We start from the raw sequence: 23,717 nt of genomic DNA on the forward strand, positions 1-23,717 counted from the left end.
CAGGTATAAGCGGTGGATGCTGTTTTTGCATGCGTTTTTATTCAATTTTCGCCTGGCCGTTTCGTATATTACCTTAAGACTGCAATTGTAATCTATGAATTACCTTCGAACCAGTGGCATCCTTCTGCTCTGTTTTATGCTGTTTTCAGTCTCGTTTGCCCAAAAAACCGATACTACAGGTGTTTGGGAAACCGTAATTCTGGCTGAAAAGCAAATGGATTCCCTCAATCAACAACAAGCACTTGTATTACTTGATGAGGCGGAAGCTGTTTATTCAAATTCAGCGGATTATGAAAAAATCATCAAGGTTTACCTTAAAAAAGTTTCGATATATCTCAATTATCTGGATTTGCCTCTGGCAGCCGAGTACCTGCAAAATGCCCGGATAACATTCTCAAAAAATAGTTCGCTGCCCAAAAGTCTTGAGGCAGAGTGGTTATTTCTGAAAGGGGTATATTTGTATGAGACTGCGGCTTATGATTCTGCGCTGTATTATCTCCGGCTCTGTGAGCCAATGTATAGGGAAGTTCGCGGACCGGAGAGCAAATATACGGGCGAATGTTATTATTTCCTGGCTGCTGTTTTTCTTCGCAAATCTGAATATGAACATTCGCTTGATTATTCAAATCGGGCACTAGACCTATTCTTAAAGGCCAAGGGAGATTCTTCGTGGTTGGGAAAAACCTATAACCTCATCGGCTTTACTTATGGTGAGCAGGGTTATCTCAACAAGCAAATAGACTATTACCAAAAATCGCTGGCTGTAAATTTGGCCCTGTATGGCGAGGATAATTATGAAGTAGCGGTCAATTATAATAACCTCGCCTATACTGAAGGAGTAAAAGGAAACTTTCATAATGCGATTGCTTTTCTGCACAAATGTCTGAAAATCAACGAGAAAAAGCCGAAGGATAACCAGCAGTTGTTGGGTAGCAATTATTTGAATCTGGGGATGGACTATGCCTATATCGGCGACTACGGGCGTGCTGACTATTATATGGCCAAAGCGCTGGAAGTCCGCACTCGTATCTACGGAGAAAATCACCCCGATATCGCCAACGTCTATCACAATATGGGTTCTGTCGCAATGGATCTGGCTGAATACGAAAAAGCAAAAAACTATTTCTTAAAAGCACTTGAAATTCGCACCCGCTATCTGGGTGAAGGCAATCCTTACGTCGCACTTTCTCATACTATGTTGGGCCGCAGCCTGCTTTATCTGAAGCAAAAGGAATTGGCCCGGGACCATCTTGAGCGGGGGCTTGCCGGCTTGCGGGCTGTGTTGGGAGAAAGGCATTTTATGGTAGCCAATAGCTATTTTGACCTGGGTTTGTGTCTCGAAGAAATGGGGGAAATGACCGCAGCAATTGAAAATTACGAGAAGGCGATTGCGGTTGTGAAAAATACGGCCGGAAAGGACAATGCTATGCTTACCCGCTTATACGACGCATATGCAACCGCTCTGGTGAATGCCGGTCGCATTGACGATGCGCTTATCGTTTTGCAGGATGGCCTGATTGTGGTCTCTGAAGGGTTTTCGGATAAAGATTTCCTTAAAAACCCCGCACTCAGCCAGATGGATTTTGACATAACCGGGATATTTATTTTGGGTCAAAAGGCTGGTACGCTTTTGAAAACCGATGTCGGAAATTCTGCGGAAGGATTGCGGTCAATTTGGGAAACGTATTTGCTGGCAGATTCGCTGATCCAAAAATTACGGTTGGGCTTTTTTAATGAAAAATCTGGCGAACTGCTTTCCTTTCGATTTGTGACTGTGTATGAAAATGCGATCAGTGTTGCCTGGAAAATTGCTGAAATAACGGGAGATGATGCAATTCTTCAAAAGGCATTTTCATTGACCGAAAAGGCAAAATCTATGCTGTTGTTTCAGGCAGTAAGAGAAAATCAGGCTATGATTACAGCAGGCATTCCTCCCGATTTGTTGGGAAAAGAGCGATATCTGCGCGCGGAGATAGGCTTTTGCGAAAAAGTGATTTTTGATGAAAGAAGGCTTGGTGAAAATGTCGATAGTTTGAAATTATTTGACGCTATCAATCGGCATTTTACCCTGACACAGGAACGACAGGCGCTGATCCTTGAGTTTGAAAAAACATATCCCGAATATTATCGGCTTAAATTTGACGATCAGGTTGCGACAGTTGGGGATGTGCAAAAACGACTGGATGAAAATGAATCTGTACTTACCTTTTTCACCGGAGAACATCATCTCTACAGCTTCCTCCTTACGAAAAAAGGATTTTACCCGCACCGGTCGGTAACAGGTGAGCAGTGGCTAGAAGATATGGGAGAATTTATCACCTATCTGAAAGACACAGAAATAGCTGATCAAAAAGCCTATACCAGTGAAAATTATCAACGATTTATTCGCCCTGCCTATCGCTTTTACCAGGACTTGATCCAGCCTTTTGAAGATGAACTGCAACATTCAGAAGATCTTGTCCTTATTCCCGATGGCGTTTTGGGGTATCTGCCATTTGATATACTGCTCACACAACCTGCGGGAGGAAAGGCAGATTACGGTTCACTACCCTATATGCTTCGGTCATGGCAAATGCGTTATGCCTATTCCGCTACTTTATTTTGTGCCCCCGAGCCAGTGACTCGAAAAAATCGCGCATTATTTGCCGGTTTTGCACCCGGAGCAGAAACAACCCCAGCTACGGGTGGCGACATTATCGCTGATATACAGCGAAGTCACCCCCGTTTTTCCAAACTATACGCCAACCAGCCTGAAGTAAAAAAAGCAGCCGGGCTTATGGCCGGAAAATCCTGGCTTGCATCTCTTGCGACAGAAACCGCCTTCAGGGCAAACGCAGGCGGATACAAAATTCTTCATCTCGCCACACACGCATGGGTCAATGATCTCAATCCCCTTTATTCAGGTTTATGGTTTGTTTCAGAGTTGGAGGGCGATTCGGCGCATAGAGACAGTCTGGCTCTCTACAATGAGGCAAAAGACGGGATTTTGTATGCCTACGAAATTTACAATATGGATATTCCCGCTGATCTCGTGGTCTTGAGTGCCTGTGAGACTGGCGCAGGCAGCCTTCGACGGGGGGAGGGCATTATGAGCCTCGCCCGGGCTTTTCGTTATGCCGGGAGCCCCAATGTGCTGATGACACTTTGGAAAGCCGAAGACGTCGCTACTCAGGGGCTGATGGAGAAATTTTACCAAAACCTTCGGAAAGGTATGGAGAAAGACGAAGCTTTGCGGAGCGCAAAGCTCGATTTTCTGTCGGAGACAGACAGACAACACCCGCACTTTTGGGCAGGCTTTGTACTCATCGGAGATGAATTGCCGGTCCGTGCGGACCGGCCTTTATGGATTTGGATTCTGGTTGGAGGGGCAATAGCCCTGGTTTTTTATCTGCTCAATCGCAGAAAAAAACTCCTTTCACCTTCAGCTTAAAACCGCAATGTATCAGGCAGATATTTGGCTGCCAGATCTTCGTAGTAAGGCCTTAGCTCCTTCACATTGGGAGGGGTAGGGGACTTGGAGTACAGGTCATAGGGATTAAATTTCTGTACCCATTTGAACATCTCCTTGTCGTGGCTGTCAACCAGGTGATCGTAAGAACCTTCTCTGTGCTGAGCATAGAAAGAGTGGTACCGGATCATGTACAACGCCTCTTCAGGCAGATAGTCTTTCATGATATGGTACAGATATTCGTCGTGCCCCCATGACATATGCACGTTGCGAAGGCCGCAGTTGGGTTCGTACACACCGTATTTGGTATTAAACCGCTCGTCGGTGTAGTCAGGGTTATTTACAAAAAACTCAGGATAGACAATTTTATCCGAATAGGCACATCCTACGGGGAAAGTATCTCCCACAACTGCCCACTGAGGCTCACCAAACAGACACAGTACTTTGCCCAGGTCGTGCAAAAAGCCGGTAAGAACAAACCAGTCCGGATGCCCGTCTTTGCGGATCGCTTCAGAAGTCTGCAACAGGTGCTGGGTTTGGTCGAGATCGATGTCAGGATCTGAGTCATCGACGAGCGTGTTGAGGTATTCAACGGCATCCCAGAGCGACATTTCACGGCGGTCAAACTTCAGGAATTCTTTTTCCTTTTCCATCACAAAATCATAGGTCTGATAGGTATGGTTGAGGCGGTAAAATTCCTTGACGGTATCACGCGCAGGATCGTCGTAGTTGCGGTAATCGTCTTTTGCTTTGGGAGCAGTTTCTTCGGGATAACGGCGCAGTACGTCCTCTTCCCAAAGTTCCATCATATCGTGTGCGGAGACTTCTTTCTGGTTTTTCATATTCGGAAAAAATTTGCGCTAATATCGTATTTTCCCGCGATCACAACAACGAAAATCTAGGGCAAACTATTACCCAACCGAAGATTGTGCATTGTCCTGATGGCGAACGATGTAAGTAAGATAGGCGATCGTCAGAAACAAGCCAAAAACGATGGTAAAACCAGTTGACCGGCTGTATTCCAAAGGATGAATAATTCGCATGAGAATATCATTGATCAGCCCCATAGGATTGGAAATAATATCCCAGGAATTCCACCTGAGATAACGTCCCAGATAAACGCCAAAACTGGTCAGGAAGATCACGCATACGGTAACGATTCTTCCCTGAATATGACCCAGTTGGTCAAAGTATGCGAGTTGTATTTTTCGGAGCGAGCTCATACCCAGCCAGAGGCCCGTCCATGCAAAAGCAAGCAACACGGTCAGATCCAGCCACAGCGGGCTGGCATGTCTTTGGTGGAGGTGAAACAAATCTGTGAGAATATAGGGCGCATTGGGAAAAAACAGCAGCCAGCCGATAATACCCGCAGCGGTTATCCAGGTGGGGCGGTCATTGCGTTGGGTAACCCAGTGTGCGATCAGGAAGGGAATCCATGCCAGGAAAAGATTCCACGAAAGGAAAAGAAAATACTTATTTCCCGAGATATATACCCGCACCAGGAATATGCAGAAGGCAAGGATAGAAGATAGTGCCAGAACAGAAAATTCTGATGACCGGTTTTTCCAAAGCAGAGAGACTGTATTCATAGATGATAGATTGTATTGGTTAGGACCCCATACCGTGGATAATTTCTTCCAGGGCGCTGAGGTGTTCTTCGAATGCTTTTTTTCCTTCGGGAGTCGTGCTGTATGAAGTTTGCGTTTTTTTGCCAGCAAATGTTTTTTGGATGGTGAGATAACCGGCTTCTTCCAGCTTTGTGATATGGCTGGCCAGGTTGCCGTCAGAGATATTCAGTCCAGATTTCAGGCTAAGGAAATCCACCGCCTCATTGACCATGAGGAGCGACATGATTTTCAGCCGGAAATGGTTTTCAAAAACCTTGTTTAATCGTTCAAAAACGTCTTTCACCGTTCGTATTTTATGTACATCATGGCGCCATACACGATGTGAAGTACGCCAAAACCTATTACCCAGAAAAATATCCCATACCCGATAAAACTTGCCGAAATCAGCCCCAGGACAATTTCGCTGATACCGAGATAGCGGATTTCGCGGTAGGTGTATTTACCCGCATTGAGCAGGGCCATACCGTAAAATACCAGCGTCGCCGGTGCTACCAGGCCTGCAAAACCATACCAGGCAAGCTGGACACAGAAGACCGCACCCGCAGCCAGCGGAATAAAAAGATTGATCATCATCCGGCTGGACGATTTTGTCCAAATCTTTTTCCCTTGTTTACGGGCATTTCTGACTGTAAAGAACGTCGCTACTCCGATCGCGCAGACGAGTATAAGCAGGGCAATGCCTACAAGCGTAAAGAGTTGCTCGACTGTGGTGAGATAGGGTTTGCCGCGGATCAAGCGCACGATATTCTGGTACATATCGTGTCCGTGGAGGTAATGATAGGTTCCGGCTGCGCCTATCAGGGCCACGACCCCTGCGCCTACCCCCGAAAGCCCGCTCAGCGACATAAAGCGGCTGGACTCTTCCATGAGGTTGCGGATTTCAGAAATGTCTTTTAGTCTGTCTTTATATTCGTTCATCCCAAAGCACTTTGCTGTACAAAGCTAATAAACGGAAACGAAACGAGAAAGTTTGGCTGGGAGTAAATCAAAAATCACTAACTTTCGGCAAAATAAAAACACAATGAGCACCAAAAAAATCATACTATTTTCCCTGTTGGGCATTGTCCTGATTTTTGCAGGATATGTAGTCTATATAATGGCCACCACCAAAAGTCATAGTCCGGCGGGCAGCGCCAATATTTCCCAAAACGGGCTGGACGTATCAGTCAGCTATTACCGTCCCTACAAAAAAGGCCGCGTGGTATTTGGCACTGAGGCCGGCAAAGCATTGCAGCCATATGGCAAATACTGGAGGCTGGGCGCCAATGAAGCCACAGAAATTGAATTTAGCAAAGCAGTGACCTTTGGCGGATCGCCGGTAGCAGCGGGGCGATATGTCATGTATGCCGTTCCCGGCGAAAGCGTCTGGACTTTCGGCCTCAACACCGAACTGGGTCGCTGGGGTTATGCCGAAGTGGATCACGGAAAAGACGTATTGACGGTAGAAGTTCCCGCCGCAGCCGCCCTCTCCGAGCCGGTGGAGCAGCTCACCCTGGACTTTACAGGACAGGACTCCGTCATTTTCCTCAACATGAAGTGGGATCAGACCCATGTGGCTGTGCCGATTATGGCGGGGGAGTAGATTTTTTGAGAGAATTTTCGTATATTTTGAATATGTCAGATATACTTAAACAAATAGACACCTTAAGTCCGTCCGAAAGATGGGGGCTCGTTTATTACCTTTTGCAGACACTGAGAGAAGAAAAGGAAGATACGGCTCCCGTTCCTGACTGGCAGATCGATATAGCGATTAGCCGTGCCAAAGATATTGACTCTGGAAAGTCCAGGACTTTGACGAAGGAAGAGTTTTGGAAAAAACTGAATAAAAGGGCCGGTTGAGTAAGGGTTACAGGATATGTTTTTCCGGAAAATAGGTTTAACCACAAAGGACACGGGGGACGCACGAAGTACACGAAGGGGGATATAATCTATAATTGAATTTATTTCCAATCCACTCATTCCCCGTTGCCAATTCCGGTTATTTCAGCTATTTTGTACCGGAGGTATGGCATAACGTGCCTCGCTGTAACGTTACCCCGATTTATGATCACCAGCTGGCTGTATTACAACAAAAAAAACCTCACCAACGATGACCTGCTCAACATTTGGGGAGAAGCCCACCATGAAAAGGTGGAGTTTCTCGACATCAGCGGCAATGCCTTCAGCGGAACGGTTCAGTTTCCCCACCCCCTGCCTGATCTTAAAGTGCTGGAGATGAGCGGGAATACTGCGGAGATTGAGGCGTTGGTTTTTCCATCTTTTATTTTCCCCAACCTTCAGCATCTATACCTGCAAAACAGCCAGATTAAAAACTTACGCATAGGAAGCGACTTCGAAAAGCTGGAGTACCTGTACCTCTACGGAAACCCGATTGAAAATATCCCGAAAGAAATTTTTGATAAGGAAAGAGAAAATGTGGCGGAGCCGGTGAGGGATTATTTCCGTGCAATGCTTCAGGGAGAGGTAATCAATACGGAAGCTAAAATCGTATTTATCGGAAACGGAGAGGCGGGAAAAACGACGCTATCTCACCAATTTCGGAAAAAGGAATTTATTTACATTCCTCCGGAAGAACGCACACACGGCATTCTGATTGAACCGTGGGAGGTAAAAGAAAAACAATTTCCTCAGTCGCTTAAAGATAAAATCGGCGCAAAAAGCGTTGGCATGAAAATGCGGAATGGCTGGCAAATCATCGGAAGAATTGAAAAAATAAATCTATATATCTGGGATTTTGGCGGACAGGAGTATTACCACGCCACACACCGGCTGTTTCTCAATAGCAATGTATTGTATCTCCTTGTCTGGGATGAAAATACCGAACACCAGGAGCACGACAAAGGCATTCACCCCCGCGATTATTGGAAACGAAATATCAACCACTACGCCCCGGAAAATACAACGTTGGTGATTCAGAATAAGGCGACAGAGCGAGCCGTTATGGATTCGTCAAGGCTTGTGTTTAAAGTAGGTTTTCGCAATAAAAATGATGAGCGAAGCATCTCTCAATACAACCTGGATGTAGAATCTCTCGAAGAAGCGATTCTTGAACAATTAGCAAACTTACCGCATCTGGGAACCCCTTTTCCCAGCGTATATGACGATATTCGGACTGCTTTACGGAAAGAAAAAAAAGGCTATCTGCTGTACCGCGATTATCTGAAGTTTTGTCGGGACAACGATAACAGCACAGATAATATCATGCAGGAAAATAGTCAGATAGAGACACTGACAAAATTTCTTCACGAAACCGGTGTGATTATCTGCTATCGTTACGAAAAAGATTGTCCGGCTACCCTCAAAAACTACGTTTTTACAAATCCTGCGTGGGTGACAGATACCATTTACAAAATTCTGGATAAAGAAAATGTCCTTAAAAAAGATGGAGAATTTGACGAAAAACATGTGGAGGACGTCGTACTCAGCCTGGAAACCAGCCTCAATTTCAACGAGTGGATTGACCTGATGAAGCGGTTTGAGCTAATATTCGAAATCAAAAAAGACAACGAGCCCCGATTTATCGCACCGCAATACCTGCCGATGAATTGCAAAGAGCCGGAAAGAGAAAAATCTGCGGCCTCACTACCCCTGGTATTCAGTCTGCATTACCCCGACTTTATGCCCAAAAGCAATTTTCTTCGGTTTATCAGCAAGTATGGGTCTGCAAGTGAAAACTATTGGTACTGGAAAAAAGGCATGATTTTTCAGCACAACGGAAAAAATGTCTATGCTTCGTGCGATTATGAAAACCGCCTGATTTCCATCCGCATGGAAAAAGCCGATATGCCATTTGCATCTTCATTATTCACCACCCTGTATGAGATTGATAAAACGGAAAGCCTGGAAGTATCAGTAAATAGGATAGATTTTGTGCCGTATAAAATGCTAGAGGAGTACCGGCAAAATGGAGCCTCAATTTGCATATACAAAAGTAAAACATTCCATGTCCGAGACTTTGGCTTTTTAACCTGGGATGCGTTTGATGAAAAAGAAATCAGGAATATGGATCATAAAGCGTATATCGAAAAACTCATTGCTGAAGGGAATACCCGAGCGGCAATAGAACAGCTTCTGGAGGGCTCAAAAGCCGCCCAGAGTGACATTTACCGTGAAATGATTCTTCTTTCAGCCCGGTATTATAGTATTGAGCAGGAAAAGGAAGAAACTACAATTACTGATGAAAACTACAGAGTCGAAAAAGCCCGAATTGTAAAATCTTTGGTTGATAAAGTGGGCAAATACAAACCCTCCCCAGGTTTTATTTTTTCGCCTATTGTCCAACCGGTTTCAGACGAAAAGGCAGACATTCCGGTATTTTTTGTTACAGAAATGAAGAAGCAGTTTGAAGATGAATACCGTAAAATGCACCGATTTGAAAAGTTGCTAAGTAGCATGAAGGAGAAGGATTTACGGACAGAATATGAAGAAGAAATTGAATTATGCGATGAAAATATCACACGTATTGAGAAACGATATTTGAAAAAAATAAAAGACCGGCAGCCACAAATACCTGAAGCGGATATCAGAAAGATGATAGACGAACTCAGAGAAGATATATCCCATCGCTTCAACCAGATCGACGATAAACTAACCGGTATCCTTCTTGCAATTGAAAACAGTATTGATGAAAATGCTATTGAATCCGATTTGGAAGAAAAACAAAAAGCCGAAGAACTGCTTCAGGAAATATTAAACAAGCTGGAAACCCATCCGCCTCAGGATAATTCTGTAGCAGAGAAACTGAAAGGCGATATCAGCACCGGGGCAAAACTCAAACTTGCCATTCCCCTGATCCCGGGGATTCTGCAATATGAAAGTGATTTATTATCCTTTTCAACCAAAGAATCTATTAAATCTTGGAAAGACTTGTGGAAGATTTTTGTGAAAAAACAGTAACCCACCATGCTCCTCAAAATCACCCCACCCGCAACTTTGGATTTTGATATCAATGGCTTCACTCTCGAAATGATCGAAGTCCAGGGAGGGAGTTTTATGATGGGGGGAGATGAATATGATCGGGAAAAACCTATCCATAAGGTAACTCTTGACTCTTTTCTTATCGGCAAATACCCTGTCACCCAGGCTCTTTGGTCTGCCCTTATGCCGAAAAATCCTTCTGAGTTTAAAGGCCCAAACCGCCCGGTGGAGCAGGTAACCTGGCTTGATGCGGCGAAGTTTTGTAATGTGCTGAGCAAAAATCAAGGGTTAAAGGAAGTTTATGAGTTTAATGGTGAAGTTGAGGTATTAATCAATTATGAGTCTAACGGTTTCCGCTTACCAACGGAGGCCGAATGGGAATGTGCAGCAAAAGGTGGAGTTGTTGACGGAGGTAAATATTATTATGCTGGGAGCAATGATTTGAATTTTGTCAGTTGGCATGAGTCCAACTGCCATGAACAATCACAGCCAGTTGGACTTAAAATGCCCAATCAGTTAGGAATCTATGATATGAGTGGGAATGTATGGGAATGGTGTAATGATTGGTACATGGATTATACAGAAAAAGAAGAAGAAAATCCTATTGGCTCAAATATCAAAACAGAAAGAGTTAGACGAGGGGGTAGTTGGAGATTTGATTACAGAGGGTGTAGGGTTGCCTATCGACGTAGCAAACCAGTAGAGTTTCTTGATGATGACCTCGGCTTCCGCCTCGTCTTAAAGCGTTAGCCAAACCTTGCCAAAAGGCATAGAATTGCCTATCTTTAACCAAAAAACCACAATGACCGAAGCCGAATTAAAACTTACCCTTTTCCGGTGGATAGATCAATTTTCGGGCGATAGCCTGAGAAGGTTGTTCAAACTCGTGGGGAAAAGCCTGAAAAAGGAGGTGGATGAACCGCTCTCTTTAGTAGAGGAAATGCAGGCGGGATACGCTGCGATGGCAGCCGACAAAAAGCGCGAAGAAGAAGCGATTGAGTGGATGGAAGGGGTGCTTAGTAAATGTTAATCCATTGGTTGCTGTTACTTCTCCAACCGGAGAAGTAGTATTTTCTGACGGGAACCGTCATTCCGACGAGCGATAGCGAGGAGGAACCTATGAAGGTGATATCCGTCGGATAACAAGATTTCAAAACAGCTTAACTAAGACTTCATCGTTTTTAAAATTCTTCTCCCTCTATGCTCCTCAAAATCACCCCACCCAAAACCATAAACTTCCATGTCAATAACCTCACCCTCGAAATGATCGAAGTCCCGGGTGGCAGTTTTATGATGGGGGAAAATTACGAAGTAACTCTTTCTCCCTACCACATCGGCAAATACCCTGTCACCCAGGCGCTTTGGTCTGCCCTTATGCCTAAAAATCCTTCCTGGTTTAAAGGCCCAAACCGCCCGGTGGAAAATGTAAGCTGGTTTGATGCGGCGAAGTTTTGCAATGCGCTGAGCAAAAACCAAGGATTGGAGGAAGTTTACGCTTTCCGAAGGGAAGAAGTGACGGCCAACCACAAAGTCAAAGGTTTCCGCCTGCCTACCGAAGCCCAGTGGGAATATGCCGCACGGGGAGGCACACATCATATCGACAACTATGAATACTCTGGAGAAAAAAACCTTCACGCGGTGGGTTGGTACAGGGACAACAGCCACAACCAGACCCAACCCATCGGGTTGAAAGACCCCAATCAACTGGGCATTTACGACATGAGCGGAAATGTATGGGAGTGGTGTGGGGATTGGTATGGCAATTATCCGGAATCGGTGCAGCAAGACCCGCCCGGCCCCTTGAAAGGCTCGAACCGTGTTTTGCGCGGCGGTAGTTGGTACGGCGATTCGGGGTCTTGCCGCGTGACTCATCGCTACCGCATCATGCCGGAGTATCGCCACGACATCGTTGGTTTTCGTGTGGCTCGTCAGTTCTAACTGCCTGTCCGGCGTTGTTATGAGCTAAAGAAGAGCAGGAAAAAAAGAAGGGAAAAAATCTTTTTGGCTCAGTCAGCCCGGCAGGCAGGCGCGGGAAGCGCCGTCCGCCTGCCGGGCTGACTGAGCCAAAAAGATCGGGGTTTGGGGTCTCGGATTCCCGCAAGGAATCTGAGACCCCATAGGAGAAGCTTTAGAATGGGGGACGGTAGCCCCAATTTTTTATAAAACCTTATGCCATTGACACACCTTCTACACATCCGAAATATGTGTTTCGAAATCCATTTTTTGATGGAGAATACGGATGATTTCTACTATGTCATTCTTTACTCTGTAGAAAATGATATGCTTGCCAAAGGCGTAAGACCGACATTCATTCAATAAGTCCTTTCGATTTCGGCTTATGGGATGATAAGGGTCAGTAATTTTTTAAAACTCTTTCGGCAATCTGGCTTACCGTAAACTCACTCGATTCTCCACGATCGAGTGATTCTACCCCGGAGATTAACTCTTTTTTTAGCAATTCGATTTTGAGTTTTTTCAATTGATCCTGTTCTTCCATAAGACGAAGCGCCTCTCGTATAACTTCGCTGGCATTGTTGTACAGCCCCGATGAGACTTTAGCCTGAACAAGTGCCTCTAATGTGGGTGTCAGAGATATATTCATTGCATATTTTTACTGTAAATATAACGAAGATTGACAATCTTTGTTATGTGATTTGTAATTAATATCAGCATCACACGCTTTTTCTCTTACCCCTTCAACCCCACCCACACACTCCGTACGATCGCGATGCCCACCAACGGTAAACTCGCCGGGGTATCGGGTCAGTTATCTCGGCCCGCCTCGCTTTGTCCTCCCCAGTTTAGGGCAGGAATGGGAAATTACAAATGCCAAATCGGAGATGTCACTCAGGATGCTAAATTGAATGTGTTTCACATCAAGGCGCCTGAAAACGCTTTAAATTCAATCTTTTTCCCCTACAATTTTGAGCACATGGTCATATACCCGGGCACTCAGATAAAATCCAATTTGATCTTTTAACCTATCAAGCAGAGGTCTTATTTGGGGAATAAGGCCTTGCGATTTCGCTCGGATTAAAATACCTAATACACCAATAGCATCAATTTGATAATTCCGGGCAATTTGATAACCAGCTCTTTCATCTATCAGCAACGCATCAGCTTTTAACTCAAGAGTTAACGCAATCGCTTCTGCCTCCCCCGGATCAAGATTGGTTAATAAATTTTTTACCATTTCCTGATCGGAAACTGTTTTTTCTATTAGCCAACTTTCCTGCCTGGCCTGCTGAAAAATACTTTGAAATGTCGGGTCAGGGTGCGTGAGAAGTTCTGCTACAACTGTGGATGGAATCACAACTTCTTCAAATAGTGCTGGCAAAAGTTTAAGCTGCCCGAGAGAAATCAGGTTACTTACGGGCGAGGTATCACTTACTACTATCACCGAAAAGCTTTTCTATGGTTTTGAGATCCTGCTCCACTTCCTGAATTCCGTAATGCATCGGGATCTTCAGGCGACCTAATACCTGTTGGAAATCCCAGCGGGTTTTACCTGCAAAGCGGCTTGCCTGAGCCAGGGTAAATATTTCTGCCTGAAATAGCGCAATCGCTATTTGTAGCTTAATGTCGGACTCGGTGCGTCCTTCAAGCAGGTGATCAGGTATTTCAATGGTCATTTTCTCAAAATTTCTATTAATATACGATTTTCCAATCACCCCTTCAACCCCACCCACACACTCCGCACAATCGCGATGGCCATCAATGGCAGACTCGCCGGGTGGAAGGCCTGGCCCAGAAAAAACCAGCCGAGCAATACAATCCCCGCCAGGATCGCCGAACCGAGAAAATAGTATTTCAACCACATGGGTTTGTTGGCGGGAATCAGCAGGATTCCGGCAATCAAATGGGTGGGCAACAGCCACAATATATTGAGGTTGTCTGCCGTCGCAGTGTGGTCGGTCGCAAACCACAATAAGGCGATCACCACACCTGCAAATCCGTAAATGATAAATATCGTTACATCGAGCCAGTTGCGGCGACGGTCGGATTTGTACTCCTGCCAGGTAAGAAAACCCATCAGCAAAAACAACAGCCAGAAAATTATGCCCGGCCGCAGCAAAAACGGCGTCGGCGCAAACTCTGCCCCTGAATTGTACAATGGCGTATTGCTCACGACAAACGGCTGCTCTTTTCCGTCGTGGATGATCGTCGCCGAACCGAGATACCCGGCAAGGTAGTCAGGCAAAAAACTCTGCTCCTCGGGCGTCGCCTTCCGGTCAATCACTTTTCCAAGGATCAGGTCGATGCCAAAGTCTGTCCAGGCTTTGCCTGTCAGGTATTCGCCGATCAGATCGCGAAAGGTTTTGTCCGGGTCGGTATAGGAGGGCTCAAACTTCAGGCTGTCTCCAAGCACTTCCTTAAACACATCTTTGATCCGCGTGGCGCAGTTGTCAAAGAAAAAATCGTAGAGGTAAAACCGGTTTTCGGGTTTGTAGTTTTCGTCGAGATAGTCAAAAATGGCTTGCTTCTGCTCCAGCGTCAGGTTAAATACTTCCTCGTCAAACGACCGTTTGAAATACCGGTAGGCGTAGTCAAAGTCCCGCCATTTGTCAATATCGAGCTTGTAATTGAGCTGCCCCCGCATAAATTTCAGGTAGAAATTGGGGGCATCAAAATCAAATGTTCCGTAGTTGAATACAATGTCTATCCCTGTTGCCGGGTCACTTACCCTGATGGCACTATGCCCAAAGGAGGAGTAAAGTTCTTCTCCTGGTTCACAGGTCAGGAGACTGATCTGCGCCTGGGGCGAAAGCTGCGGCGCGGCACAAAGCCAGACCGTAGGTAAAATCGACAAAAGTGCAAGGATAAAATTTCTCATCGCATTTTTTTATAGGCGTTGATCAACCCGTTGGTAGAACTGTCGTGCGAGGAAATACCTGCATTCCCTTTCAATTCGGGCAGAATGGCATTGGCGAGCTGTTTGCCGAGTTCGACACCCCACTGGTCAAAACTGAGAATATTCCAGATCACGCCCTGAACAAATATTTTGTGTTCATACATGGCAATCAAGCTGCCCAGCGTGCGCGGGGTGAGTTGTCGGAACAGGATGGAATTAGTGGGTTTATTTCCGGTGAATACCTTAAATGGTTTGAGATATTCGATTTCATCGTGGTTTTTTCCGGCGGCTTCCAGCTCGAGGACAACTTCTGCTTCGGTTTTTCCTTTCATCAGGGCTTCGGTCTGGGCAAAAAAGTTTGCCAGCAACTTTTGATGGTGATCGCCAAGTGGATTGTGGCTTACTGCTGGTGCGAGGAAATCACAGGGGATAAGTTTGGTTCCCTGGTGAATCAACTGGTAGAATGCGTGTTGTCCATTGGTGCCGGGTTCGCCCCAGATGACGGGACCTGTCTGCCAGTTTACTCTTTTCCCGTCGCGGCCTACATATTTGCCATTGCTTTCCATATTTCCCTGCTGAAAATAGGCCGGAAACCTGTGCATATACTGGTCGTAGGGGAGGATGGCTTCCGTTTCCGCGCCAAAAAAATTATTATACCAAATCCCTAGCAGCGCGAGGATAACAGGCAGGTTTTGGGAAAATGGCGTATGGCGGAAATGGTTGTCCATCCCATGTGCGCCTTCGAGCAGAGCGGTGAAATTTTTGGCTCCGATGGTACACATGATCGAAAATCCGATCGCGGACCAGAGTGAATATCTTCCACCTACCCAGTCCCAGAACTCAAACATATTAGCGGTATCGATGCCGAAGGCCGACACTTCTTTGGCGTTGGTGGAAATGGCCACGAAATGGTCTTTGACATATTTTTCATCACCGGCGGCTTTCAGAAACCATTGACGCGCAGTATGGGCATTGGTCATGGTCTCCTGTGTGGTGAAGGTTTTGGAGGCGATGAGAAAGAGGGTGGTTTCGGGAGAAATGCGTTTCAGCGTTTCAGCGATATGAGTTCCGTCCACATTGGACACAAAGTGCGGCTGAATGCCCGGTTTCCAGTAGGGGCGGAGCGCTTCAGTCACCATTACCGGGCCGAGGTCGGAGCCGCCGATGCCGATGTTGACGATATCTGTAATGGGCTTGCCCGTATAACCTTTGATAGATCCTTCGTGGAGGCGGTTGGCAAAGTTTGCCATTTTGGCGAGTACGGCATTCACTTCCGGCATGACATCTTCACCGTCCACGATGACGGGCGAATTGCTGCGGTTGCGAAGGGCAACGTGGAGGACTGCGCGGTCTTCGGTTTCGTTGATCTTATCACCGGTAATCATCTTTTCGATGCTTTCGCCGAGCGAAACTTCTTCGGCAAGTGCCAGAAGGCCCGCCATTACAGGCTCATCGATAAGGTTTTTGGCATAATCGAGCAGGATGTCTTCGTAGGAGAGAGAGTATTTCCCAAATCGTTGCGTATCACTGGAAAAAAGATCGCGCATGTGGGTTTTCCGCATGCGCTCATATTCTTTTTGTAACGATTTCCAGGCTTGGGTTTCGGTAGGATTTATTCTGTTCAGCATTCAGCGTTATTTTGAATGCGTGAATTTAGTGAAAATTCTGATCACCCCGAAAGCGTTCACGATGACTTAATACGATTCACCAACTGCGTTTGATTTCCAGTGGTTCACGCAGGTAAAACTCGATGAGACTGCCTGCGGGTAGTTCGATTTGTTTGCCTTTGCTGGCTGCTGCAATACCCAGTCCGACAAGGGCGCCATTTCGGGCACCTCTGCGACCGCCGAGTACCGCACCTATGAGGGCTCCGCCACCTACTTTTGCCCCGGTTCCGGATTTTTTGCCGTGGAGGGAAAATCGTTCGGTTTCAATATCTACCCATCGGCCATTGATCATAATGGCAGTGAGGGTAAGCGTCAGGCGAGCCTGATTGGAGAGCCTGCCTGCACGTGAAGACTCTACGATATATCCATTGACCGGAGTCCCGGCAGGGGCAATCACTCTGCCTTTGAAGCGAAGATCTTCGGCCATTACTGCCGAAAAAATATTTCCTTCACATTGAAAATCGGTGCTCAGCAATGACTGTGTCTCAATAAGGATGGCAGTACCTTCCGGTAATTTTTTGTCTGTTGGCAATGGATTTTTTGCAAAAGTAACCGGGCCTGTCAGCAACAGGATCAGGAGAATGTTTAAAAGATGATGTTTCATAGCTATACAGGTTAGATATAAGTCTATGTTCTAAACTACGGGGCAGGGAGCGGAAAGATTAATGAAAGTTGACGAATGCGGGAATAGTCGGAGTGAATACAGGTATAAGGGCTATGAAGCCAATAGGAACTTCCACCTAATTTTAATAATTTCCCCGTCCGTTTCAGGAAATTGAAAATTACTACCAATATGATTTCTGCAGAAGCTATAGAAAATGCTGCCGAATGGATCAGCAATCTGGAAGATGATGACGAGATAGAAAAGCTGATCGACGATTTTGGCGAGTCGCAGCCTTTGCTGTTTACCTATCTGATGATGATGGGTGAAGACGATTTAAATGAGGAAGAAAACGAACTGCTGCTTTTCCTTGGACTGGTAATATGGAAAGCTTTCGGCACAACCAAAACTGTGGAAAACAACATTTTGGATGAAGTGAAGGCCAAAAATGAAAGATATCTCGAATCTCTTCATGATGCCTCATCGAGTGAGCTGGAAACGGTATTGGAAGAAATGGAAGAAGTTACCTCCCAGCCCGCGATTTTTGCCTATATCAGTGAAAATCTGGAGGAAGAATCTGACTGGATTCGCCCGGCCAACCGGGGTATTATCCTGTTTTTGTTGAGTGTGATGATTGATTGCCTGAGCAGGTAATCATTTCATAACCTTAGAATAAGATTATATTAATCTTTAACAGCCTTCTTTCGGGGGCTTATTCATAAGGTGTTGAATAAAGCGTCGTCATTAAACAAACATTATGGAACTTCTTTTAATGATCACTGGATTTTGCCTCGCGGCATACTCTGTAGTAGGCAATGATGTGATCCAGACACTGGGAACGTTTCTGAGTTCCAATGAGAAGAAGAAATGGTATGTTTTGTGGGGATATACGGCGACTATTATGGCGGCTGTATTGCTGTTTGGATGGTTTAATATGGGAGACGTATCCTATGGACGACTTTCAAAAGTGCCCGTACCCGACATTTTTCACTGGTATTATATTCTTCCACCGCTGATCCTGCTAGTGATCACCCGCCTGGGGGTTCCGGTTAGTACCACGTTTCTGATTCTCAGTGTATTTTCGGAGCAGTTGATCGGCAGTATGATCGAGAAATCAGTTTGGGGATATGTGGTCGCTTTTGGTACCGCTGCTGCGATTTATGCGGTGATCAGCCGGTTGTTGGAAAAACATTTTATCCATACTGAGATAACGGAAAGAGAAGAAAAGATTTGGTCTGCCTTGCAATGGTGTTCTACCGGATTTTTATGGAGTCAGTGGCTGATACAGGATCTGGCAAATATTTATGTATATCTGCCGAGGAAAATGAGCGATCTGAGCTTTTTGCTTTCTGTAGCACTGTTGTTGGGATTGTTGGCCTATATTTTTTATCGTCGTGGAGGTGCTGTACAAAAGATTGTTACCTCCAAAACCAATACGACGGATGTGCGGTCTGCAACCTTGATTGACTTCCTGTACGGAATTATTTTGCTGGTATTCACCACATGGAGCAAAATACCGATGAGCACTACCTGGGTATTTGTGGGTTTGCTCGCCGGTCGGGAATATATGATCAGCTTTATGTTGAAAGATCCGTCTCTGCGAAAAGTTACTCAGGTGATTTCGCTGGATTTATTCAAAGTATTTTCTGGTTTGATTGTGAGTCTTGCCCTGTCATATCTATTGACGTATCTTGCGGCTTAACCGCGTTGAGATACCAAAATGCCACTGATAGAATGTATCCCCAATTTCAGCGAAGGGCGTAATGATGCCGTCATTGATCAGATTGTAGGAGAAATCGCCTCTGTATCAGGGGTGAAAGTCATGCATGTCGACAAAGGGTATTCTGCCAACCGCACAGTGGTCACTTTTGCCGGTGAGCCGGAATCCGTAGTGGAAGGAGCATTTCAGGGTATAAAGGCGGCTTCCCGGCTGATTGATATGCGATTACACTCCGGCAATCATCCGCGTATGGGCGCGACAGATGTCTGCCCGTTGGTTCCTATAAATGGTATAGATTTCGAGTCGCTGATTCCTTTCGCTCACCAGCTCGCAAAGAGGGTAGGAGAGGAGTTGAATATTCCGGTGTATTTGTATGAAAAAACGGCTCTCCGTGCCGAGCGGAAAAAGCTCGAAACAATCCGGGCGGGAGAGTATGAAGGATTTCGGGAAAAGATTCTTCAACCTGACTGGGTGCCTGATTATGGACCGCAGGAGTTTCAGCCGGGACCCGGCCAGACGGTGATCGGTGTTCGCGACTTTTTACTTGCTTTTAATATTAACCTCAGTACCCGTTCGGTAGCACTTGCCGGAGAGGTCGCTGCGGACGTTCGGGAGAGTGGGAGATTTAAGCGAATTGACGGCAAAATTGTCAAAGATGCTTCTGGAAAGGCGGTAAGAATTCCCGGTAAATGCAAAGGGGTAAAAGCGATTGGATGGTATGTGGAAGAATATGGACTGGCTCAGGTATCTACGAATATTACAGATCTTGAAATCACACCGCTGCATCGGCTTTTTGAGGCAGTCTGTGAAAGTGCTGAGTTGCATGGTATTCACGTTACTGGGGCTGAATTGATCGGTATGATCCCGTTGAAATGTATGCTGGACGCAGGGCAATATTTTCAAAAAATGGGAGAACATAAGGATGGTGTTTTATCCGAAGCAGAATACGTAAATATCGCAGTACAGGTAATGGGTCTTTCGGCAGTGGTTCCATTTGTGCCGGAGCAAAAAGTTATAGAATACCGGTTGGAAAAGATGTAAGAATTGGATGATTTTTACTTTATTCGTAAATTGACCAATTATTATAGTGCACAGAATCCGTAATCTTTACCAAAAAACCTTATGAAGCATCTATTTACCTTATTGGTAGGGTTGTGTTTAATTCCATTTGTCACAAATGGACAAATCCTGCTAGACGAAAATTTTGCAACTGGTACAGGCTCTACGCCTCCTGCCGGCTGGACACAGGCCACATTAGTTGGCGATCCTACTTTCGACACATGGCGTTTTAACAACCCGGGCGCTCGTACTTTAAATGCCCCTATTAGCAGCCCGGCGGCTATTTTTGACAGTGACAACTATTCCTCGGCCGGTGGGGCAGAAGACGTTGTGCTCACATCACCTGTATTTGATGGTACAGGCCTCACCGTGATCAATCTTACCTGGGATCACTACTTTCAGGCAGGTTTTGGCGGTGGATGGGCGGTGGAAGTATTTGATGGTGTGAACTGGGTGCCTGTTGCATCCGGAGGCGCTTCTACTACTGCCAATCCTCAATCAGAAGCGGTTGATATTTCTTTACAGGTAGCTGGCAATGCCAATGCTCAGTTGCGCTTTCGCTGGACAGGAGATTATTCCTGGTACTGGATTGTGGACAATGTAAAGGTGGTTGCACCTGTAGCAAATGATGTTGGTATAGTTTCCGTTGATCAGCCTGGTGATGGATGCGCGCTTTCTGCTACAGAAACCGTATCGGTCACGCTTAAAAACTTCGGCGCTGTTACGCAGACCAGTATTCCGGTTGGGTTCTCTGTAAATGGCGGAGCACCGGTAATGGAAACCTATACAGGTTCTCTCGCACCCGGAGGTGTAGATACCTATACTTTTACAGGTACAGCTGACCTTTCTGCGACCGGTGTATATTCCATCGACGCATTCACCATGCTTGCCGGTGATGGCATAACAGCCAATGACTCAGCGGCAACAACCGCCGAACATTTTGTTCCTGAAGGTCTGCCTGTATCGGAGAATTTTGACGCTTATGGCAATGGCGTAACGGTTTTCCCAAACTTTGCCAATGATCCAACAGGTACAGTCGCATGGAGGGTAAACTCCGGCACTACCCCATCTTCTCCTACAGGTCCTTCGGGAGATAAAAATGGCCCTGGAAAATATATCTATATCGAATCTTCCGGTGCTCCGTTTAGCGGATGGAAAGGAAAGTTGGTGTCTGATTGTATTGACCTTACTACAGCCATTGCGCCTAATCTGATATTCTCCTACCACATGTTTGGTGCAGATATCGACTCCCTCGAAGTGGAAATCACCAGTGGCGGTACCACTACGAAATTGTTGTCTCTGCTCGGTCAGCAGCAGACAGCTACAGCAGACCCTTATATTACAGATACACTTGATCTGGCGGCATTTATCGGTTCAGTTGTATCGGTTCGTTTTACTGCTACCGTTCGCGGCTTTTTGGGCGACGTTGCGCTGGACGAAATTTCGATCAAGGATATTGTTCCGATAGACCTGGCCACTACATCTATTCAGCTACCTGCTGATGCTTGCGGATTGAGCGATTCTTCTGATGTAACAATCATTGTTAAAAATGAAGGCACCCAGGCAATCGCAGGTTTTGCTGCTGCATATTCAGTTGATGGTGGCCCGGTCATTACCCCTGAGGTTGTTACTGCCCTGTTAAACCCCGGTGATACCTACACCTATACCTTTATTGCTAAAGCAGATTTTTCTGTTGTGGGTCCTCACTTTGTAGCTGCAGGAGCAACGACTTTGGGTGATCAGGTTGCCGCAAATGATACGGTATTTGGTACCGTTTTAAATATTCCGACTATTTCGACTATGCCATATTTTGAGGATTTTGAAAATGGCAATGGTTTCTGGACAGCAGGTGGAACAAATTCCTCATGGGCATTAGGTACACCAGCGAAGGCTGTGATTATCGGCGCCGCTTCCGGTAGCAATGCATGGATAACCGGCGGTTTAACTGGTGAATATCCCATCAACGAAAACTCAGAAGTAGTATCTCCATGTTTTGATATGTCTGCTGCGCCTGCCAATTCGGCCGTAGCGCTCAAAGTCTGGTGGGAGACAGAATTTAGCTGGGATGGTGCCGTACTTCAGTCAACCAATGACGAAGGTGCCACCTGGACTAATATCGGTGGTTTTGGAGATCCCAACAACTGGTACACTGACAATACCATCAATAGTGCTCCCGGAGGCCAACAGTCCGGATGGTCAGGGCGTGTCAACTCCAGCAATGGTTCCAACGGATGGAGACAGGCGCAACACGCACTCGACAGTGCAGTTATCGGTCAGCCTAGTGTTCGTTTCCGCATAGCCTTCGGTTCTGATGCATCAGGAAATGATGACGGATTTGCATTTGATGACTTTGCAATTGGCGTTCCTCCTCAAGTACAATTAGGTCCCGACTCTATGACCGTTTGTATCGGAGCTACCCTTTCCGCAGGTGTAGTTGCCGATGTGTATGACTGGTCAACCGGTGATACTACTTCTTCGATCACGATTGCAAATGCCAGTGGTGTGGATACTATTCAGAAAATCTGGGTTCGCGTGGTAGATAGCCTCGGCTTCTCTGCCAGTGATACGATTCTGCTGAGCGTTCCTGCAGGTGTACCAGGTGTAACCGCTACGCTTGACAACAATGTAAATTGTAACGGCGATTCTACCGGACAGGCTACTGCCATCGCAACCGGTGGTTTGGGTATTCTACTATATGAGTGGAATACAAGCCCGGCTCAAAATACTCAGGTAGCAACCGGCCTCCCCGCAGGTTCTTATACAGTAACGGTTGTCGATGAAAATGGCTGTGAGGCTACAGATGCTGTTACTATTTCAGAGCCTACAGCTGTTGCTGTTGCATTGGACTCCTTGTCTGACGCGCTTTGTGCCGGAGATGCCAATGGCTCAATCTCAATTACCGTAGCAGGTGGTACTGCTCCTTACTCCTTTAGCTGGAGCAATGGTGCTACGACTGAAGACCTTACCGGACTGGCCGCAGGTACATACACTGGTACAATCACCGACTCTCTGGGTTGTGTACTAGTTTCTCCCGATCTGACAGTGGGCGAGCCTGACAGCCTTTCTGTAGCACTTGATGCGCTCTCAGATGTAGCTTGTCCTGATGATACCGATGGCTCGATCTCTATTTCGGTTGCCGGTGGTACAGCACCTTACAGCTTCCTTTGGGACAACGGCGCTACTTCCGAAGATCTCTCCGGTCTGGGTGTAGGTTCCTACGTAGGTACAATCACCGATGCGAATGGTTGTGTGCTGGTTTCTCCTGTATTGACCATTACAAATACAGATTCGCTGCCCGCAGCAGCATTTGATTATGGTACAGTAGGTGCAGCTGTAAACTTCTCCAACATGACGCCAAACGGTACTTCTTACGCATGGGATTTTGGTGATGGCAATACGAGTACGGATGAGAATCCTACAAATCTCTATACCACCAATGCCCAATTTGTAGTGAGTCTGACTGTTACCAACGATTGTGGTTCGACTACAGTTACGGATACCATTCTGATTTCTCAGGTAGGTATTGAAGACAACCTGCTTGCCGCGAAAGTAAGTGTATATCCAAACCCGACACAAGGTGTATTTGATATCAGATTTGACCAGCTAAACCTCGAAGATGTTGAGATCGTTCTTTCAACAGTAGAAGGGAAGCAGGTCGTGAAAGAAAAAATCGGTAGCGTCCGCGGTATTTTCACTCACCGTATGGATCTTTCCGACAATCTTGCACGTGGCTCATATGTACTCCAGATCATAAGCAGTCAGGGAGTCACCCACAAACGCATTCAACTTCAATAATCATTATTGAAACTGAGTCAATAAAAAAAG

At 46.1% G+C, this 23,717-nt stretch carries 21 protein-coding genes; 11 read left to right on the forward strand and 10 right to left on the reverse strand.

The window, feature by feature from the left end:
- Positions 1-94: 94 nt before the first annotated feature.
- Positions 95-3,430: a CHAT domain-containing tetratricopeptide repeat protein gene (locus R3D00_03815; GenBank protein MEZ4772285.1), complete on the forward strand. Its 3,336-nt coding sequence runs from the start codon at positions 95-97 to the stop codon at positions 3,428-3,430.
- Here R3D00_03815 and R3D00_03820 read toward each other — a convergent pair.
- From R3D00_03820 to R3D00_03835, 4 genes are all read right to left on the reverse strand, one after another.
- Entirely contained in the window at positions 3,427-4,290 is an 864-nt protein-coding gene (locus R3D00_03820; GenBank protein ID MEZ4772286.1) for an inositol oxygenase family protein, read from the reverse strand. The two genes, R3D00_03815 and R3D00_03820, sit on opposite strands and share 4 nt — an antisense overlap.
- 69 nt (positions 4,291-4,359) lie before the next feature.
- Entirely contained in the window at positions 4,360-5,037 is a 678-nt protein-coding gene (locus tag R3D00_03825) for a DUF1361 domain-containing protein (GenBank protein ID MEZ4772287.1), read from the reverse strand.
- 19 nt (positions 5,038-5,056) lie between these two features.
- Positions 5,057-5,359 (reverse strand): transcriptional regulator, encoded by a 303-nt coding sequence (locus R3D00_03830; GenBank protein MEZ4772288.1) that lies wholly within the window; start codon positions 5,357-5,359, stop codon positions 5,057-5,059.
- Positions 5,356-5,994, reverse strand: a complete 639-nt coding sequence (locus tag R3D00_03835; protein ID MEZ4772289.1) for a hypothetical protein — start codon at positions 5,992-5,994, stop codon at positions 5,356-5,358. Before R3D00_03835 ends, R3D00_03830 begins: the two co-directional genes overlap by 4 nt.
- Positions 5,995-6,097: 103 nt before the next feature.
- On the opposite strand from R3D00_03835, the gene R3D00_03840 reads away from it, so the two are divergent.
- The 6 genes from R3D00_03840 (at position 6,098) to R3D00_03865 (ending at position 11,931) form a co-directional block, all read left to right on the forward strand.
- Positions 6,098-6,658, forward strand: a complete 561-nt coding sequence (locus R3D00_03840) for a DUF2911 domain-containing protein (protein ID MEZ4772290.1) — start codon at positions 6,098-6,100, stop codon at positions 6,656-6,658.
- 32 nt (positions 6,659-6,690) lie between these two features.
- Positions 6,691-6,915 carry an addiction module protein gene (locus R3D00_03845; GenBank protein MEZ4772291.1) on the forward strand — a complete coding sequence of 75 codons (225 nt, stop codon included), beginning with the start codon at positions 6,691-6,693 and terminating at the stop codon, positions 6,913-6,915.
- Positions 6,916-7,119: 204 nt separating this feature from the next.
- Entirely contained in the window at positions 7,120-9,972 is a 2,853-nt protein-coding gene (locus tag R3D00_03850; GenBank protein ID MEZ4772292.1) for a COR domain-containing protein, read from the forward strand.
- Positions 9,973-9,978: 6 nt separating this feature from the next.
- The gene (locus R3D00_03855; protein MEZ4772293.1) at positions 9,979-10,743 is read left to right on the forward strand and encodes an SUMF1/EgtB/PvdO family nonheme iron enzyme; all 765 of its coding nucleotides are present in this window, start codon (positions 9,979-9,981) and stop codon (positions 10,741-10,743) included.
- 52 nt (positions 10,744-10,795) lie between these two features.
- On the forward strand, positions 10,796-11,023 hold the full coding sequence (locus R3D00_03860) for a hypothetical protein (GenBank protein MEZ4772294.1): 228 nt from the start codon (positions 10,796-10,798) through the stop codon (positions 11,021-11,023).
- 170 nt (positions 11,024-11,193) lie between these two features.
- The gene (locus tag R3D00_03865) at positions 11,194-11,931 is read left to right on the forward strand and encodes an SUMF1/EgtB/PvdO family nonheme iron enzyme (GenBank protein ID MEZ4772295.1); all 738 of its coding nucleotides are present in this window, start codon (positions 11,194-11,196) and stop codon (positions 11,929-11,931) included.
- A 415-nt stretch (positions 11,932-12,346) separates the two neighbouring features.
- Here R3D00_03865 and R3D00_03870 read toward each other — a convergent pair whose 3' ends face one another.
- The 6 genes from R3D00_03870 to R3D00_03895 form a co-directional block, all read right to left on the reverse strand.
- Positions 12,347-12,595: a type II toxin-antitoxin system ParD family antitoxin gene (locus R3D00_03870; protein ID MEZ4772296.1), complete on the reverse strand. Its 249-nt coding sequence runs from the start codon at positions 12,593-12,595 to the stop codon at positions 12,347-12,349.
- Between the two features lie 300 nt (positions 12,596-12,895).
- Positions 12,896-13,393 carry a DUF3368 domain-containing protein gene (locus tag R3D00_03875; GenBank protein ID MEZ4772297.1) on the reverse strand — a complete coding sequence of 166 codons (498 nt, stop codon included), beginning with the start codon at positions 13,391-13,393 and terminating at the stop codon, positions 12,896-12,898.
- Positions 13,377-13,625 (reverse strand): UPF0175 family protein, encoded by a 249-nt coding sequence (locus tag R3D00_03880; GenBank protein ID MEZ4772298.1) that lies wholly within the window; start codon positions 13,623-13,625, stop codon positions 13,377-13,379. Before R3D00_03880 ends, R3D00_03875 begins: the two co-directional genes overlap by 17 nt.
- A 35-nt stretch (positions 13,626-13,660) precedes the next feature.
- Positions 13,661-14,827: a DUF4105 domain-containing protein gene (locus R3D00_03885; GenBank protein MEZ4772299.1), complete on the reverse strand. Its 1,167-nt coding sequence runs from the start codon at positions 14,825-14,827 to the stop codon at positions 13,661-13,663.
- Positions 14,824-16,473, reverse strand: coding sequence for a glucose-6-phosphate isomerase (pgi, locus tag R3D00_03890; protein MEZ4772300.1), 1,650 nt, complete (start codon positions 16,471-16,473; stop codon positions 14,824-14,826). The genes R3D00_03885 and pgi overlap by 4 nt, the downstream gene beginning before the upstream one ends.
- A 76-nt stretch (positions 16,474-16,549) precedes the next feature.
- On the reverse strand, positions 16,550-17,116 hold the full coding sequence (locus tag R3D00_03895; GenBank protein ID MEZ4772301.1) for a hypothetical protein: 567 nt from the start codon (positions 17,114-17,116) through the stop codon (positions 16,550-16,552).
- A 189-nt stretch (positions 17,117-17,305) separates the two neighbouring features.
- Here R3D00_03895 and R3D00_03900 point away from each other — a divergent pair, with 189 nt between their 5' ends.
- From R3D00_03900 to R3D00_03915, 4 genes are all read left to right on the forward strand, one after another.
- Positions 17,306-17,767 (forward strand): hypothetical protein, encoded by a 462-nt coding sequence (locus R3D00_03900; protein MEZ4772302.1) that lies wholly within the window; start codon positions 17,306-17,308, stop codon positions 17,765-17,767.
- A gap of 103 nt (positions 17,768-17,870) precedes the next feature.
- A complete protein-coding gene (locus R3D00_03905) occupies positions 17,871-18,815 on the forward strand; it encodes a hypothetical protein (protein ID MEZ4772303.1) in 945 nt (314 codons plus the stop codon).
- A gap of 18 nt (positions 18,816-18,833) precedes the next feature.
- Positions 18,834-19,874: a glutamate formimidoyltransferase gene (gene ftcD / locus R3D00_03910; GenBank protein MEZ4772304.1), complete on the forward strand. Its 1,041-nt coding sequence runs from the start codon at positions 18,834-18,836 to the stop codon at positions 19,872-19,874.
- Between the two features lie 81 nt (positions 19,875-19,955).
- A complete protein-coding gene (locus R3D00_03915; protein ID MEZ4772305.1) occupies positions 19,956-23,687 on the forward strand; it encodes a PKD domain-containing protein in 3,732 nt (1,243 codons plus the stop codon).
- Positions 23,688-23,717 lie beyond the last annotated feature (30 nt).

It is taken from the genome of Bacteroidia bacterium, from assembly GCA_041391665.1.
Classification (GTDB): Bacteria; Bacteroidota; Bacteroidia; order J057; family J057; genus JAGQVA01.